The sequence below is a fragment of the Pseudomonas sp. H3(2019) genome (assembly GCF_007713465.1).
GTDB lineage: Bacteria > Pseudomonadota > Gammaproteobacteria > Pseudomonadales > Pseudomonadaceae > Aquipseudomonas.
In genome coordinates this window covers 88,250-103,708 of the sequence record NZ_VMSG01000012.1, presented here as the reverse complement: position 1 = coordinate 103,708, position 15,459 = coordinate 88,250, and the positions used below count along the sequence as shown (strand labels likewise).

Sequence of the window (15,459 nt, the reverse complement as noted above, 5' to 3'; positions counted from 1 at the left end):
GTGTTCGCTCATGGCAAGTATGCTCGATAATGCCGCTCATACACGGCCGCTGGATGCTCCTCGTCCATCGGCACAGCACGCTCGGCCCACCACTGGGCAACTTCACTCGCCGTGGCAATCCACACGTCGTCGTGTTGCTGGATACCCAGCAGCAACTCGCGCAGGACGCCGATGCGTCCCGGGGTCGCGATAATCTCCGGGTGCAGGCGCAATACGTAGCACAGGCCAAAGCGATGAAACCCGGCAAAGTCCATTTGCAGGTTGCCCAAGGTATGGCTGTAAGAGGCAATCCGCGAATGCGCGGGTGGGACTGCCGGGCTCAGGTTGAACGCGAAGTACGGTTCGTCTTCCAATTCATAGTGCATTGGCAGTTCGATCACCTCGGGCGCCGTCGGATGGGCGAACGGCAGGTCATCGCCGCGCCAGCAGGACGACCAGCGAATGCCTTGCGCACGCAACGCTTCGGTAAACCCCGGTGCCCAGTTGCCGGCGGGAATCCGGAAACCCGCTGGGCGTTGATCGGTAATGGCCGCCAGCGCCCGGCAGCCGTGCTCAAGGGCAGCGGTCTGCTCGGTCAGATTCAGGGTGTCGTAGTTCTGATGACGATAACCGGCGCAGGCAATTTCATGACCGGCGGCCTGGATCGAGCGGATATGTTCGGGGTTCTCTTCGGCAACGATGCCCGGCACGCACCAAATGCTGGCAACCCCCCGTTCCTCGAACAGAGCGAGCAAGCGTTCGACCCCGCGCTGGGTGCCGTAGCGCCACACCGAGAGGGTCTTGTCGCGCCCGGCGACTTCCGGGGCCTGGGTGAGGATGCCGTGTACGTCGTTGTAGTCGACGGTCAACACCACCGCACAACGGTAGCCTTTGGGCCAGACAGTCGACTCAGCCATGTTGATGCTCCTTGAGCCACCAGTGGGCGACATCGCGGCAGGTGGCGAACCAGACGTCATCGCGTTTGCGCATGTGCTCGAAGAGCTTCTCCAGCAGCAGAATGCGCCCCGGCTTGCCGGTGATCTTTGGGTGGAAGAGGGTGGTCAGGCACAGTCCTTCATTCATCGCGCCGTCGTACTCGCGGCACCAATTGTCGAGGGTCAGCTCATAGCTGGCGGTACGGTCCAGCCCCGAGGGAAAATCCGGCGCGCGGGTGTAGGCGATGGACGCGTAATCGTCCATTTCCCAGCGGCCGGGGATTTCCACCAGCGGGGTTTCGTAGCCCGGTACGTTGACCAGGTACGGCCGGTCATCGCCGCGCATGAAGAAAGATCAGAAGCCTACTGCGCGGTGGGGCACCCGTTGTTCAGTGTTCCGGATGAGGAGATGGGCGAAGATGTGCTCAAGCAGCACGAGCTCATCAACCATCGCTACGCCATCCACCGTGACAAGCTGACGTTTGCCCGATACGACAGTTTCTCCGCCTCGGCGTCACAGGTCGAAGCGGTCGCCATGCTGATCAAAACCGGGCGTTTTCTGGGTTTTCTGCCACAGCACTATGCAGCGCCACTCGTTGCACAAGGCACGTTGAGAGCCCTGCGGCCGGACCTGATCAGCTTCAATACACCGTTCAATTTGATCCTGCGGCACAACACCGTGCGCAGTCCGTTGGTCAAGGCGTTCGCTCAGGCGTTGGGGGTGGATTTGAAGGCGGGCGTCTGACATCGAGCGGGGAAGTCTGCCGGTTCGGAATGCTGATTACGCCTACTCCCCATAGAGATAGCGGGATTAATGCAATAAATCCGGCCATAAGTGGCAATTGAAGACCCGATGAAATCAGATAGATGACAGGAAAGTAAAGTATCCCTGTTACATATACACCTAATAGCATAATCAGTGAGGATAGATAAAAATTCCGGACTATCATCGCAGAGGCGAGAAAAAGCACAGGGATTGTCAGCAAGTAAATAATTGTGGGTGTCCAGGATGATAATGCTGCACAAAACACTCCGAGCAGCATAATGGCCGACGGCCGCAACACGGCATTCTTTCCCTGATATCGACGTTGGCTGCGGCAACGTCGTGCCCACAGGCTACAGAGAATTAGTAGTGTGATACCTAGTGTGTAGACGGCCAGTAAAGGCAATATCAGTAGGGTGCCGCCTGGCAATGGGAAGTAGACCGAGCCTTCATCAGCAGAGAGTGTGGAAACATCGACATCATGGATGAAGTGCTGCCCAACTTTTCGTACCATTTTTTGATAGCGGAATAATGTCTCTGGAGGGAGGTTCTCCACCGTATCGCTCATATGATGGTAGTGTTCAAATCCTTCAACTACCGCAAAATTCAGCCCATTTACGTTCTGGCGTTTGAATGCCGTGAAGTCAGTATCATTTTGCAGCATATTGTAAATCAAGGGGGTAAATGAAAAAGCGACGATATCCCGCACACCTTTATTAAGAATACTCATTAACCTGTAATCTTGCGGTGAGGTTTCAAATAACAAAGGCACACCCTGATTGCCTCTGGCTTCAAAGTTCATCACCAGATTGATCGCGTCGCGTTCTGATGTACTGAGTTGCGAGATAAAGTATTTTGCTCCCAATAATCCCAATTCTTCGCCATCGGTGAGTAAAAAAATAACATTATTTTTCGCATCGTTGCGGGCAATGATTTCCCGCATAAGCTGCAGTATCGAGGCGACGGCCATGCCGTCGTCACTGGCTCCCGGCGCGGTACCGACGCTGTCATAATGCGCCATAAACAGGATGGTTCCTGTTGCCCCAGGCATGAAGTGTGAGGCTATTAGGTTAGTCCCTTGTCCGCTGTCTCCGTCTTGCAAGCCTGAGCGGATACGCACTTCTTTTTCAAAACTGCCCGCAGCACCAACCCGGGCCAGCTCGGCATTAAATGCCCGACGCTGATGCTCGTTGAGCTCTGCGTAAAGCATTTCCTGCCGGTTCACCATTTCCGCAATGGTGAACCGAAACGGTTGCTCAACCACGCGGTAGCCCATGGCCGCCATTGTCTCGTGTAAATAACGCCTGACAACGGTTTGACGCGGTGACGCGGTCGGATGAGGGGAGGCGGCGATAATGCGCAAATCCTGATGCACATTCAGATAGCCGATGTCACGAGTATCAGCGAGCGTCAGCGTGGCAGGTTTCACCATACCTATGCCGTGAAAACCCGCGAGAACGACGACGGTTAGCAAACATAAACTCAATACGAGACGCTTGATTTTTCTTCCCCTTCTATCCATCACTGCGAACCACCACGTCGTGTGGACGTTAATTGCGTTTCACATCCGAGACACATTCCATCGCGCCGCTTTGCAAGATACGTTGCACTTTAGGAGTCACGCTAACGTTATCGCTGACGGGGAGTACGGCAACGCCTGCGCCGAGGAAGACCGGAATAGTGGTAATAAACAGCTGTTGTAACTCACCCGCTTCGGCAAAGTAGGCTGCTGTTTTACCACCGCCTACCAACCAGACATCTTTCCCTTTGGCGGCTTGCTTCGCTTTTGTTGCGATCGCTCCAGCATCGCCTTGGAGAAGAGTAATGTTCAGGCCGAGTGGCACCGGCAAGTCCCGGCTGGTCATGACAAAGGCGGGTACATTTTGATAAGGCCAATCATTCGGGGCGTTTGACATAATCCAACTATAGGTTTCGGCTCCCATAATCACCGCCCCAATAGTCTGATAGAAATCATCATAGGGTGTGGAATCATCGCCTAGAGTGAAATTTTCTAACCAATCCAGCTTGTGTTGTTGAGTGGCAATGTAGCCATCCATGCTGGCGGCAACGTAATAAATCAGCTTCGACATTTTATTTCCTTAAGGGGCGGTTGCAGGAACAGAGTGCAACACGGTTATTAATGTGAGTGAATGCCGAGGTGATGGGTATGTATCATGCTACACCGTCTTCAATTCAATAGCCGTGTTGCACTCGGCTCCTGCAATCGCCAGGGTATTGCACAATTATTGCCACATAACTGGCAACCACTCCACGCTCTCTGATTACCGCATATTATGTCCCGCTAGAAAGGAGCCCCATGAAGTGATCAAGCAGATTTACATAAGCGGCGCATCTGGAGCCAGAGTGAGTACTCTAGGGGCTGCACTGGCAGCAAAGCTTCGAGTGCCTCACTTTGATGTCGATGATTACTATTGGTATCCGACAGAACCACCCTTCGAGCGACCACGACTTCCCGAAGAGAGAGTCGACCTACTCAAGCGTAGTCTGGCCGATGGCAACGTATTCTTCCGGGCGGGGACATGCATACCAACCACCTGGCATTCCTCGCGTGGGCCGAAAGTTATGAAAAAGGCGTTCAAGCTGGCCGCAGCCGACCAAGGCATGAGCAGTGGCTCAGGCAACTGACCTTACCCTGCCTTAGGGTAAACGGAGAGTTGCCGATTGAGTCGTTGCTCGCAGTGGTAATTGCTGCGATCCCGGATTGATGAACTCTCAAAAGACCCGCGACCAGAGCGCCCCCCTTACGGCTCGATGCAATAGCGCATCGCACACCGTCGGGCGCCCGGCAATCCATGGGTAATTTCTGCTTCCAGCACTGCCTGCAAGCGTTGATCAAGATCGGAAAATGCCAGGGTTTGAAAACCGAAACGCCGATAAAACGGCTCGTTCCACGGCAGTTCACGAAAGGTCGTCAGCGTCAGCGCGGTCAACCCGCTATGGCGTGCGTGCTCAAGGGCGGTCTGCAACAACCGGCGTCCCAGACCCTGCCCCTGAAAACCGCTGCTGACGGAGACCTCCTGGATATGCAGTTCGGTATCGACAGTATGGGCGCTGAGAAAACCCACGATGGATGCATCGGCCGCATCGGCAACCCAGACTTTTGCGCAACGGATGTCATGCTGGTGCTGTTCGACGCTGGTCACGGGGGCGTCGGCAAGCCAGGCAAGTTCAGGGTCATTACGGAAGAGGGCGGCAGCTGAACGCTCTACGGCGGGCAGTGCGTGGGCATCGGCGAATTGGGCACGGCGGAGGGAAGGAGTCATGGGCGCAAGCTTAAGCAAGCGCCCTGACGATGTGCAACCCGTTCAGGGTTGCACGGGTACCAGATGCAGCAGGACGTAATCGTTCTTGTCGAAGTTCCCGTTCAGCACCGGCTGCAATGTCGCCAGCCGAGAGTCTTTCAGGGCTTCGTAGTCGCTCTTGTCCATCACCAGCCACGCAGGGCCTGTCAGGCTCTCCAGCTCTTGCACTGAAGAAGTGAACACCGGGAACAGGTCTTGCTCGACGTTGACCATGAACTTGATGGCCTTGGCGTCTTTACCCATGGCGTGCAGCACCACGGGAGCCGGGTCTTTCTGAATCAGCTCAACGGCGGCGCGGCTGAACGTACGGGTGTCGTAGAGCGTACGCTCGACCGGTTCAAACACCAGAATGTAGGTCGACCACAGCGCCAGTACTGCAGAGAACGCCAGGCCCACTGCACGCACGCGAGGCTTGAACAACAGCCCCAGTGCGATCACCTGCAACACGCCGAGAGCCACCATCATCGTCGTCCCCGAGGCGAGAGCCTCCGGAAAACGTCGCTTGGCGACCAGTAATCCGACGATCAGCAGACCAGGAATCAGCAGCCACAGGCCCTGCATCAGGCCGCGCAACCACTGGAATACCCGCCCCTGCGCGCCCTGAAACGGGTACGCAGCAACGATCGCGGCCATCGGCAGCATCGGTAGCATGTAACGGGCTTTTTTCGCCATTGGAATCGACAGGCCAATCATCACGACCAGCCCGGCAGCGGTGCACAAGGTCAGCAGACGCAACGCCGGTCCGCGATCCTTGCGGCCGACCAGCAACACAGCGGCCAGCACCACTACCGCCAACGGATACGCCAGCGCATAGTTACCCAGCGAGCTGCTGAAGTAATACAGCACGCCGCTCGCACCTTCGCGGCCATCCATGCGCCCCATGAACTGCATGCGGATCACGTCTTGCACGAAGGTCGGACCGCCACTGACGTTCGCCAGCCACAGCAGCAAGCCGATACCGGAGGCCAGCAGCACCGCCGCCAGCAAGCCGACGGTGATCATCCGCCGCCATTGGCCATTGAGCAGGTAATAACTGCACAAGACGCCGGTAGGCACCACCAGGCCGATCGGCCCGCGAATGGCAAATCCGAGCACCAGCAACGCGAGTATCAGCGGCAGTCGTCGCGGCGCCTGAAAGTGGTCGGCGGCATAGCCCAGGTAGAACACGGCAAAGGTCACGGCCGCGACCATCTGGTCGAGGGACACGGCGCGGGTTTCGGTGATGAAGGTATTGCTCAGCATCATCAAGGCAATGCTGATCAGCGCCCAGGTTCTGGAGTAGGGCGCTACCAACCGGTACATCAGCGTGACAATCGTCGCCGAGGCAATGGCGCTGGGTAACCAGGCCGTCAACGCGTTTACCTGGCCAAAGGGCTGCGAAAGCAGCCAGGTAAAAAACGTCGAGGTGGCCCAGTAATCAGCGTAAGGCTGGCCATAGGTGGTCGGGAAGAATCCCGGCCCATGGCGCAGCATTTCCTGGGCAAACAGTACAAACCGCGAGTCAAATCCGATCGCCGATTGCTGGTAGACCCCGGCGCAGAACAGCAGCAGCGCCAGTAGCCCCAGACCTAACGATTGTTGACGGATCCCTGTCGATGGATATGCGTGCACGCGGCCTCCTGGGCTTAGACGGAAGAAGCTGGCCACTGCTGCTGAGGGATTGGCAGGTTGCGCGACTCGCCACGACCCATTGGGAAGTACTTGAAGCCTTTGCGTGCCAGGCGATCAGCGTCGTACAGGTTACGGCCGTCGAAGATCACCGGAGCCTTGAGACGCTCCTCGATCAATTTGAAGTCCGGCGCCTTGAACTGTTGCCATTCGGTGCAAACGATCAAGGCATCTGCGCCAACCAGCGCGGATTCCGGCGTGCCCATCAGCGACAGATTCGGTTGATCCGGATACAGGCGTTGGGTTTCCTGCATGGCTTCAGGGTCGAACGCACGTACGTGTGCGCCGGCAGCCCACAACGACTCCATCAGCACGCGGCTTGGTGCATCGCGCATGTCATCGGTATTGGGTTTGAATGCCAGACCCCAGAGGGCGAAGGTCTTGCCTTTCAGCTCGCCCTTGTAGAACGCATTGATGCGTTCGAACAGTTTGTGTTTCTGCCGCTGGTTGATGGCCTCGACCGCTTGCAGCAGGTCGCTGGAGCAATTGGCTTCCTGGGCACTGTGGATCAATGCGCGCATATCTTTCGGGAAACACGAACCGCCATAGCCGCAGCCAGGGTAGATGAAGTGGTAGCCGATGCGCTGGTCTGCACCGATGCCCATGCGCACGGCTTCGATATCCGCACCCAGGTGTTCGGCCAGTTCGGCGATCTGGTTGATAAAGCTGATTTTGGTCGCGAGCATGCAGTTGGCTGCGTACTTGGTCAGCTCGGCGCTGCGCAGGTCCATGAACATGATGCGGTCATGGTTACGGTTGAAGGGGGCGTAGAGGTCGCGCATCACTTCACGGACTTCTTCACGCTCGCAACCGATGACGATGCGGTCAGGGCGGCGGCAGTCACTGACGGCCGAGCCTTCCTTGAGGAATTCCGGGTTGGAGACGATATCGAATTCCAGGGTGCGCCCGGCTTTCTTCAGCACGCCTTCAATGTGCGCGCGCAGGGTGTCGCCGGTGCCGACTGGAACAGTGGACTTTTCCACGAGAATCAGCGGCTCGACCCGATGGCGCGCAACCGCGTCACCCACGGACAAGACATATTTCAGGTCGGCCGAGCCGTCCTCGTCCGACGGTGTGCCGACAGCGATGAACAGTACCTGACCGTGCTCGATGGCCATCTTCTCGTCGCTGGTGAAGTGCAGGCGCCCGCTCTCCAGGTTCTCCTTGACCATGCTCTCCAGCCCTGGTTCAAAGATAGTGACGTGGCCTTTCTGCAGCATTTTGATCTTGTTCTGATCGACGTCCATGCAGACGACATCATGACCGACTTCAGCCAGGACAGTCGCCTGCACCAGACCGACATAACCGCTACCAATTACACTGATTTTCATGAGGCATTCCTGACTTCTGTGGCGCGAGCAGTTCGAGAGTTGATAGTGATGACACCGAGGATGACCAAGGCCACCCCGAGTGTTTTGGAAAGACTGAAATTTTCGTTGAACAGCGGCAGGCTGGCGGCCAATAGATACACCAGTGCATAGCTGATACTCAACAGCGAGTAGGCCCGGCCCAGCGGCAGATCGCGCAGAGCGGCGAGCCAGCACAGCATGGACAGGGCGTAAGCGCAGATCGACGCCAGTACCACGCCGATCGCGAGCAGGTCGATGCTGCCGTTGCTCAGGGCCTGCAGCCACTGATCGGGCAGCGGCAAATGGCTCATGCTCCAGCGCATGCCCAACTGGGCGGCACTGACCAGCGCAACGCTGCCCATGGCAAAGCTGATTCCGCGACGAAGGCTCATGCGTGCCTCCCGAGCAGAACGACGCCGGCGATGATCAGCGCAACGCCGATCCAGTGACGGCGATCAATGGTTTCGTGGAAGACGAAGTGGGCGGCCAGGGTGATCAGCACAAAGTTGAGGCTGAGCATCGGGTAGGCGATACCGACTTCCAGGCGCTGCAACACCAGCAGCCATACCAGCAGGCCAAAGCCCAGGCATGCGAGCGCCAGCCACAACCACGGCGAGAGCAGTTTTTCGCTCCAGCCGGAGTCCTTGCCGCGCCAGCTTTCCACGGCGTATTTCTGGGCGATCTGGCCCATGCAGGTCAGCAGACAGGCGGACAACAGTAAAATCAGGGTCATGGCGCGCTCTGTGGAATGATCAGAATGACCATGTTGCCTTGCTCGTAACGCTTGCCATCCTTGGGCAGCAGGTCGAGTTCGTGGACTTCATCATCACCCTTGACGCGCATGACCACACCCACCGGGCCGGTCTTGCGGGCTTCGCTCATCCACTGTTGCACGTGTTCGGTATCGACCCGACGCGCCGCGGCGTCCGGGTAGTCCAGGCCGTATTTCACTTCGCCGATGGTGTTGTACAACGCCACTTCGGGGCGTTGCAGACGCCAGGCGACTGCAGATGCGGCCCCCAGGTCATTGCTCAGCAGGCTTTTGGTCTGGCTGAGTTCGTCAATGTGCTGGAGGACAAACTGGTCGGGCATCTTGTTGTAGACCACCGAGTGCGGCAATGCGGCCGGCAGGATGGCGATCAGCAGCCAACTGCCGATTGCTGGCGCAGCCCATGCGCTCAACGGTCGAACCACCAGCAACAGGTTGGACAGGATCCAGCCCATGAGCACGATGAACACCAGCACCAGGCTGTGCATTTCATCGACATACACGGGTTTTTTCAGTTGCAGGTAAACCATCGCCAGCAAGGTGGTCAGACCGATGACCAGGTTCAGCAGGCCGTTGATCTTGAACAGCCGGCTTTGCCCCAGGTTCAGTCGGTCAATCAGTGCATTCCCCATCAACAGTGCCAAGGGCAACAGGCACGGCAGGATGTAGGTCGGCAACTTGCCTTTGCTCAGGCTGAAAAACGCCAACGGCAGGACCAGCCACAGCAGCAGGAAGCCGGTGCTTGCCTGGTGTCTGGTTTGCCACGCTTGCTTGAGCGCCGAAGGCAGAAACACCGCCCATGGCAAGCTGAACGCTACCAGCATCGGCAGGTAGAACCACCACGGCGCTGCGTGCTGCGCGTCGTCACCGGCAAAGCGGCGAATGTGCTCGTGCCAGAAGAAGAAACGCCAGTAATCGGGTTCCTGGGCATGCACGGCCAGGACCCACGGCAGGCTGACGACAATCGCGACCACGATAGCCATCGGGCCGTAGGCCAACAGTTCGCGCCAGCGTTTTTGCCAGATCATGTAGGGCAGGGCGATCAACACCGGCAGCAACCAGGCCAGGAACCCCTTGGTCAGGAAGCCCATGCCACAGGCCAGCCCCAGGGTTGCCCAACTCATCAGCCGCGCATTGCGACTGCTGCTGTCCAGCGCAAACCACAAGGCCACCAGACTCAGGTTGACCCAGAATGTGAATTGCGGGTCGAGGTTGGAATAGCCGCCTTGACCGGCGACCACGGCGAAACTCATGTAGAGCAATGCGCTGGCGATGCTTTTACGCGGATCGTTCCAGAGCCTGCGTGCGATAAGGTAGGTTAGCAGGATGCTCAAACCGGTCGCGAGTGCCGATGCAACGCGCACCCCGAACAGGTTCTCGCCGAACACGGCCTGGCCGATGGCGATCATCCAGTAACCGGCAATCGGTTTCTCGAAATAACGCAGGCCCATGAAATGCGGCGACACCCAGTTGCCACTCAGGAGCATTTCCTGACTGACCTGGGCGTAGCGGGTTTCATCCGGAATCCACAGACCATGCGTGCCCAGCGGCAACAGATAGACCAGACCGAAAGCGATAAGCAGTAACGGCAAAGCCCAGCGTTTGCTCATGCGCCTTGCACTCCCAACCATCCTTCTCGGCCTTCAAGGGCGCCACGTAGCACGCGCCCCTGAGGCAGGGTTGTCGGTTGGGCGGGCAAGAGGTTACCCAGCGGCTGGAACTGGATGTCACGCTGACGCGCATCAACCAGCAGTTGACGGAAATCGTTTGCCATCAGAATCCCTTCTACCTCCGCATGTATCGTATATACGTTCAGCTTCGAGGGGCTGAATCGGTCAAGAATGTATGAGTTGAACTCATTGGCTGCTACGACGGGACCCACCACTTCATCGAAGGTTGGCAGGTCGACCGGAATTTGAGGCGTGCCGAGGCTGCCGTCTGCCAGCCGAGGCTGGAACAGGCTTTGTCCGCGACAGTCGCTGTTGTAACGAAAGCCAAAATGCTGCTTGGCTTCGATGACCCGCTCATCGGCACGCCAACCGGCGGCCGCCGAACAGTCCACGCGCTGCCCGAGAATATCGCTGAGGGTGTCTACGCCCCGGCGAATCTGCTCGATCAGATCGGCGTCGCTCCAGCGCCCTGCGTTGGCTTGCCAGCCATGGTGATCCCAGGCGTGCAAACCCACTTCATGGCCAGCCGCGAGGGTCTGGCGCATCAGATGCCCCAGATCACGGCCGATGGGCTTGCCCGGCCAGGCAGTGCCGGCCAGCAAGATGTCCCAGCCGTACAGACCTGCGGCATTGGAGCGGAGCATTTTCCAGAGGAACTGCGGACGGATGAGGCGCCATAAATGGCGCCCCATGTTGTCCGGACCAACGCTGAAAAAAAACGTCGCCTTGACTTGTGCTTCATCGAGCATCTCCAACAACCGGGGTACCCCCTCACGGGTACCTCGGTAGGTGTCGACATCGATCCGAAGACCTGCCTGCATCAGCGCTTGTCCGCGATTTCGAGCATGGCTTCGCGCAGGAAGAAGTCCAGCGTGTTACCGATGGTTTCGCTCATCTCGACGGTTGGCTCCCAGTTCAGCAGGCGCTTGGCGTTTTCGATGCTTGGCTTGCGGTGTTCCACGTCCTGGTAGCCAGCGCCGTAGAACGCCTTGCTCTCTACGTCGCGGAAACCGGCGAACGGAGGGAAGTTGGCGCGCAGTGGGTGAGCTTCGAACTGACGCAGCAGTTCTTCGCCCAGCTGACGGATGCTGGCTTCGTTGTCCGGGTTACCGATGTTGATGACCTGACCGTTGCACGAATCGTTTTCGTTATCAACGATACGGGCCAGGGCTTCGATGCCGTCGGCGATGTCAGTGAAGCAACGCTTCTGCTCGCCGCCGTCGAACAGACGGATCGGGGTGCCTTCCACCAGGTTCAGGATCAGCTGGGTGATGGCGCGGGAGCTGCCGATACGTGCCGAGTCCAGACGGTCCAGACGTGGGCCCATCCAGTTGAACGGACGGAACAGGGTGAAGTTCAGGCCTTTGGCGCCGTAGGCCCAGATCACGCGGTCCAGCAGTTGCTTGGAGACCGAGTAGATCCAGCGTTGCTTGTTGATCGGACCAACGATCAGGTTCGAGGTGTCTTCGTCGAAGTTCTGGTCCTGGCACATGCCGTAGACTTCGGAAGTCGACGGGAAAATCACGCGCTTGTTGTATTTCACGCAGTAGCGAACCAGTTTCAGGTTCTCTTCGAAGTCCAGTTCGAATACGCGCAGCGGGTTGCGGGTGTATTCGATCGGGGTGGCGATGGCCACCAGCGGCAGAACCACGTCGCACTTCTTGATGTGATATTCGATCCACTCGGAGTGGATGCTGATATCGCCTTCGACGAAGTGGAAGTTCGGGTGGCTGCGCAGGCGCTCGATAGCGTCGGAACCGATGTCCAGGCCATAGACGTCGTATTTGTCGTCACGCAGCAGGCGCTCGGACAGGTGGTTACCGATGAAGCCGTTGACGCCGAGGATCAGTACGCGGGTGCGACGCGGGGCACGGCCCGACTCGGCGCCACGCAGTACGGAACCGTCGACCAGGCCCAGTTCGTTGGCCAGTTGCGGGCCGCTCAGGTACAGGCCGTTTTCGTTACGCTGACCGGAAGTGACAACCAGCGAGTCTTCGCCGCAAGCGATACGCAGCGGATCAACGCTGATCACGCGGCCTGGTGCCAGACCTTCGTTGCCCTTGACGACTTCAGCGCTCCAGACAATCAGTTTGTGCTCGCCCACTGCGCAGAAAGCGCCCGGGTAAGGTTGGGTCACGGCGCGAACCAGGTTGAACAGCTCTTCAGCCGGTTTCTTCCAGACCAGTTTGCCGTCTGCCGCGGTACGACGACCGTAAACAGTGGCCTTGGATTCGTCCTGGGCGGTTTCGGTGATTTTGCCCTGAACCAGCAATGGCAGGGTGTCACGCAGCAGGTTGGAAGCGGCTTCGCGCAGCTTGCCGTGCAGGGTCAGTGCGGTGTCGGCGCGCTCGATCGCGACGCGTTGCTGGGCAATGATTGCGCCAGCATCGGCACGCTTGACCATGCGGTGCAGGGTCACGCCGGTTTCGGTTTCACCGTTGACCAGCACCCAGTTCGCTGGAGCGCGACCGCGGTAGGTCGGCAGCAACGAACCATGCAGGTTGAACGCGCCTTTGCGGGCGGTAGCCAGCAGTTGCTCGCCCAGCAGGTTGCGGTAGTAGAACGAGAACAGGTAGTCCGGGTTCAGTTTGGCAATGCGCTCGATCCACAGTGGGTGGTTGACGTCTTCCGGTGCATGCACAGGAATGCCTTTACGGGCGCACAGTTGAGCGACCGAGCCGTAGAAGGTGTTTTCCTTCGGATCGTCGGCGTGGGTAAACACGGCAGCAATCTCGAAACCTGCGTTGAGCAGTGCTTCGATACCTGCACAGCCAATGTCGTGATAGGCGAAAACAACAGCTTTTGAACTCATGGCGAAACCTGATCAGTAGTGGTGGAAGGCAGACCGTCGACAGTGGCAACGGGAGCAGGACTAGCGGGTTTGTTACGTAGGATTTTTTCGATAAAGAACCGCGGACGGGCGCGGACATCGCTGTACATGCGGCCCAGGTATTCACCCAGAAGGCCCATGCCGATGAATTGGCCGCCAGTGAACACAAAGAGCACGGCGAACAGTACGAAGGTGCCGCCACCTGCCCAGCTGGCGCCGAAGATCAGGCGCAGGAAGATCAGCAGGAAGGCAAACAACATGCCCAGCGCCGCCAGACTGAAGCCAATGATGCTCAGCAGTCGCAGCGGGGTAGTGGTCATGCAGGTCAGCAGATCGAACATCAGGCTGATCAGGCGCATCGGGCTGTACTTCGACTCGCCATGCTCGCGCTCGGCGTGCTGCACCAGAATCTCGGTGGTGTGGCGGGCGAAGCTGTTGGCCAGGATCGGGATGAAGGTGCTGCGTTCACGGCAGGCCAGCATGGCGTCGACGATGGTGCGGCGGTAGGCACGCAGCATGCAGCCGTAATCGCTCATGGCGACACCGGTGGAGCGTTGCACCGCCAGGTTGATCAGTTTCGACGGCCAGCGGCGCAGGGCCGAGTCCTGGCGATTGTTGCGCACGGTGGCAACCACGTCGTAGCCCAGTTCGGCCTGTTCCACCAGACGGGGGATTTCTTCCGGCGGATTCTGCAGGTCGGCGTCGAGGGTAATGACCACATCGCCTTTGCAATGCTCGAAACCGGCCATGATTGCCGCGTGCTGGCCGTAGTTGCGATTGAGAATGACCGCGACGACCTGGCTGCCTTCACGCTCGGCGGCTTCTTCGAGAAGCTGCGCGGAATTGTCACGGCTGCCGTCATCGACCAGGACGATTTCGTACTCGTGTTTGAGTAGCTGACAGGCCGCTTCGGTCCGGCGCAGCAATTCAGGCAAGCTTTCTTCTTCGTTGTAGACCGGGATAACGATCGACACGCAGTTAATTGGATATGGCTTCAAAGGCTTCAGTCCAGAATGTTTTCAATGGCGCCAACGACGCGTTCGACATCGTCGGTAGTCATGTCGGGGAACAGCGGGATCGAGCACAGTCGTGCCGAGTTCCATTCGGTGTTGGGCAGATGAATGCCCGGAAATCGCTGACGGTAGTAAGTGTGCAGGTGGGTGGCCACAAAGTGAATACCCGTACCGATATTCTGTTCTTGCAGGGCCTTCATGAACGCCTCGCGATCCATCCCGCAACGCTCGGCGTCAATGCGCAGTATAAACAGGTGCCAGGCGTGTTGTTGCGGGTAGGTCGGCACACTCAGCGGTTGCACCGGCAGGCCAGCCAGACGTTGCAGATAGGTCTGCGCCAATGCGGTGCGTTTGGCGTTGATCTCGTCGAGGCGCTGTAGCTGCACCAGTGCAATGGCTGCGTTGATGTCGGCCAGGTTGTACTTGAAGCCCGGCTCGATGACCATGGCCTGAGGTTTACGGCCGTGGGTCAGGCGATCGTAGGCGTCTACGCCGAGGCCATGGAACTTGAGCATGCGCACTCGATCGGCCAGCGCTTGATTGTCGCTGACGAACATTGCGCCTTCAGCGCAGGTCATGTTCTTGATCGCGTGGAACGAGAAGATCGCAGTGCCCTGAGCGCCAATGGCGCGGCCACGGTAACGGGTACCGGCGGCATGGGCGGCGTCTTCGATGACGGCGATGCCATGTTTGTCTGCCAGCGCATAGAGCGGGTCGAGATCGAACGCAGCGCCGGCGTAGTGCACCGGGATGATGGCTTTGGTGCGCGGAGTAATGGCGGCTTCGATGGCCTGGACATCGGTCATCAGGGTGTCACGGTCGACGTCGACAAATACCGGGGTAGCGCCCAACAGGCAGATCATGTTGGCGGTCGAGACCCAGGTCTGCGAAGGCGTGATCACTTCATCGCCAGGGCCGATACCCAGCGCCAGTAGCGTGATGTGCATGCCGCCGGTGGCAGAAGACAGAGCGACGGCGTGCTGGCAGCCTACGTACTGTGCGAATTGCTCCTCCAGCTCCTGGTTCTTCGGCCCGGTGGTGATCCAGCCAGAGCGCAACACCTGCTCAACGGCGGCAATTTCTTCATCACCGATGCTTGGGCGAGAGAAGGGGAGAAAAGCCTGATTCATGTGGACCTCGGGTTTGGATATGTCAACAGC

13 protein-coding genes and 2 pseudogenes are annotated in these 15,459 nt (G+C 58.4%); 1 reads left to right on the top strand and 14 read right to left on the bottom strand.

The window, feature by feature from the left end; genetic code table 11:
• Window positions 1–8: 8 nt before the first annotated feature.
• Both FPT12_RS14095 and FPT12_RS14090 read right to left on the bottom strand, forming a co-directional pair.
• Window positions 9–896: a polysaccharide deacetylase gene (locus tag FPT12_RS14095; protein WP_145016791.1), complete on the bottom strand. Its 888-nt coding sequence runs from the start codon at window positions 894–896 to the stop codon at window positions 9–11.
• Window positions 889–1,260, bottom strand: a pseudogene (locus FPT12_RS14090) (polysaccharide deacetylase); the annotation flags it as partial. The pseudogene FPT12_RS14090 and the gene FPT12_RS14095, both read right to left, overlap by 8 nt.
• Between FPT12_RS14090 and FPT12_RS14085 the strand changes: the two are divergent.
• Window positions 1,258–1,659: pseudogene (locus tag FPT12_RS14085) on the top strand (LysR substrate-binding domain-containing protein); the annotation flags it as partial. The pseudogenes FPT12_RS14090 and FPT12_RS14085 overlap by 3 nt on opposite strands.
• Here FPT12_RS14085 and FPT12_RS14080 read toward each other — a convergent pair.
• From FPT12_RS14080 to arnB, 12 genes are all read right to left on the bottom strand, one after another.
• Window positions 1,610–3,199, bottom strand: a complete 1,590-nt coding sequence (locus FPT12_RS14080) for a M28 family metallopeptidase (protein WP_145016790.1) — start codon at window positions 3,197–3,199, stop codon at window positions 1,610–1,612. The pseudogene FPT12_RS14085 and the gene FPT12_RS14080 sit on opposite strands and share 50 nt — an antisense overlap.
• Window positions 3,200–3,227: 28 nt before the next feature.
• Window positions 3,228–3,767, bottom strand: coding sequence for a dihydrofolate reductase family protein (locus FPT12_RS14075; protein WP_145016789.1), 540 nt, complete (start codon window positions 3,765–3,767; stop codon window positions 3,228–3,230).
• A gap of 672 nt (window positions 3,768–4,439) precedes the next feature.
• Window positions 4,440–4,961: a GNAT family N-acetyltransferase gene (locus tag FPT12_RS14065; protein ID WP_145016788.1), complete on the bottom strand. Its 522-nt coding sequence runs from the start codon at window positions 4,959–4,961 to the stop codon at window positions 4,440–4,442.
• Between the two features lie 42 nt (window positions 4,962–5,003).
• Entirely contained in the window at window positions 5,004–6,611 is a 1,608-nt protein-coding gene (locus FPT12_RS14060) for a glycosyltransferase family 39 protein (protein WP_145016787.1), read from the bottom strand.
• Between the two features lie 14 nt (window positions 6,612–6,625).
• Complete coding sequence (locus FPT12_RS14055) at window positions 6,626–7,999, bottom strand: UDP-glucose/GDP-mannose dehydrogenase family protein (protein WP_145016786.1); 1,374 nt, start codon at window positions 7,997–7,999, stop codon at window positions 6,626–6,628.
• A complete protein-coding gene (gene arnF / locus FPT12_RS14050; protein ID WP_019690506.1) occupies window positions 7,996–8,409 on the bottom strand; it encodes a 4-amino-4-deoxy-L-arabinose-phosphoundecaprenol flippase subunit ArnF in 414 nt (137 codons plus the stop codon). Before arnF ends, FPT12_RS14055 begins: the two co-directional genes overlap by 4 nt.
• Entirely contained in the window at window positions 8,406–8,750 is a 345-nt protein-coding gene (gene arnE / locus FPT12_RS14045; RefSeq protein ID WP_019690505.1) for a 4-amino-4-deoxy-L-arabinose-phosphoundecaprenol flippase subunit ArnE, read from the bottom strand. Before arnE ends, arnF begins: the two co-directional genes overlap by 4 nt.
• Window positions 8,747–10,396: a lipid IV(A) 4-amino-4-deoxy-L-arabinosyltransferase gene (gene arnT / locus FPT12_RS14040; RefSeq protein ID WP_145016785.1), complete on the bottom strand. Its 1,650-nt coding sequence runs from the start codon at window positions 10,394–10,396 to the stop codon at window positions 8,747–8,749. Before arnT ends, arnE begins: the two co-directional genes overlap by 4 nt.
• On the bottom strand, window positions 10,393–11,277 hold the full coding sequence (gene arnD / locus FPT12_RS14035; RefSeq protein WP_145016784.1) for a 4-deoxy-4-formamido-L-arabinose-phosphoundecaprenol deformylase: 885 nt from the start codon (window positions 11,275–11,277) through the stop codon (window positions 10,393–10,395). Before arnD ends, arnT begins: the two co-directional genes overlap by 4 nt.
• A complete protein-coding gene (arnA, locus tag FPT12_RS14030) occupies window positions 11,277–13,268 on the bottom strand; it encodes a bifunctional UDP-4-amino-4-deoxy-L-arabinose formyltransferase/UDP-glucuronic acid oxidase ArnA (RefSeq protein ID WP_145016783.1) in 1,992 nt (663 codons plus the stop codon). The genes arnD and arnA overlap by 1 nt, the downstream gene beginning before the upstream one ends.
• Window positions 13,265–14,284, bottom strand: coding sequence for an undecaprenyl-phosphate 4-deoxy-4-formamido-L-arabinose transferase (gene arnC / locus FPT12_RS14025; protein WP_145016782.1), 1,020 nt, complete (start codon window positions 14,282–14,284; stop codon window positions 13,265–13,267). Before arnC ends, arnA begins: the two co-directional genes overlap by 4 nt.
• A gap of 5 nt (window positions 14,285–14,289) precedes the next feature.
• Window positions 14,290–15,429: a UDP-4-amino-4-deoxy-L-arabinose aminotransferase gene (arnB, locus tag FPT12_RS14020; RefSeq protein WP_145016781.1), complete on the bottom strand. Its 1,140-nt coding sequence runs from the start codon at window positions 15,427–15,429 to the stop codon at window positions 14,290–14,292.
• Window positions 15,430–15,459: the final 30 nt, after the last annotated feature.

Bases quoted from the DNA above. Each gene is read 5' to 3' on its own strand.
- FPT12_RS14095 (WP_145016791.1), bottom strand. From the start codon at position 896: ATGGCTGAGTCGACTGTCTGGCCCAAAGGCTACCGTTGTGCGGTGGTG.
- FPT12_RS14080 (WP_145016790.1), bottom strand. From the start codon at position 3,199: ATGGATAGAAGGGGAAGAAAAATCAAGCGTCTCGTATTGAGTTTATGT.
- FPT12_RS14075 (WP_145016789.1), bottom strand. From the start codon at position 3,767: ATGTCGAAGCTGATTTATTACGTTGCCGCCAGCATGGATGGCTACATT.
- FPT12_RS14065 (WP_145016788.1), bottom strand. From the start codon at position 4,961: ATGACTCCTTCCCTCCGCCGTGCCCAATTCGCCGATGCCCACGCACTG.
- FPT12_RS14055 (WP_145016786.1), bottom strand. From the start codon at position 7,999: ATGAAAATCAGTGTAATTGGTAGCGGTTATGTCGGTCTGGTGCAGGCG.
- arnF (WP_019690506.1), bottom strand. From the start codon at position 8,409: ATGAGCCTTCGTCGCGGAATCAGCTTTGCCATGGGCAGCGTTGCGCTG.
- arnE (WP_019690505.1), bottom strand. From the start codon at position 8,750: ATGACCCTGATTTTACTGTTGTCCGCCTGTCTGCTGACCTGCATGGGC.
- arnT (WP_145016785.1), bottom strand. From the start codon at position 10,396: ATGAGCAAACGCTGGGCTTTGCCGTTACTGCTTATCGCTTTCGGTCTG.
- arnD (WP_145016784.1), bottom strand. From the start codon at position 11,277: ATGCAGGCAGGTCTTCGGATCGATGTCGACACCTACCGAGGTACCCGT.
- arnA (WP_145016783.1), bottom strand. From the start codon at position 13,268: ATGAGTTCAAAAGCTGTTGTTTTCGCCTATCACGACATTGGCTGTGCA.
- arnB (WP_145016781.1), bottom strand. From the start codon at position 15,429: ATGAATCAGGCTTTTCTCCCCTTCTCTCGCCCAAGCATCGGTGATGAA.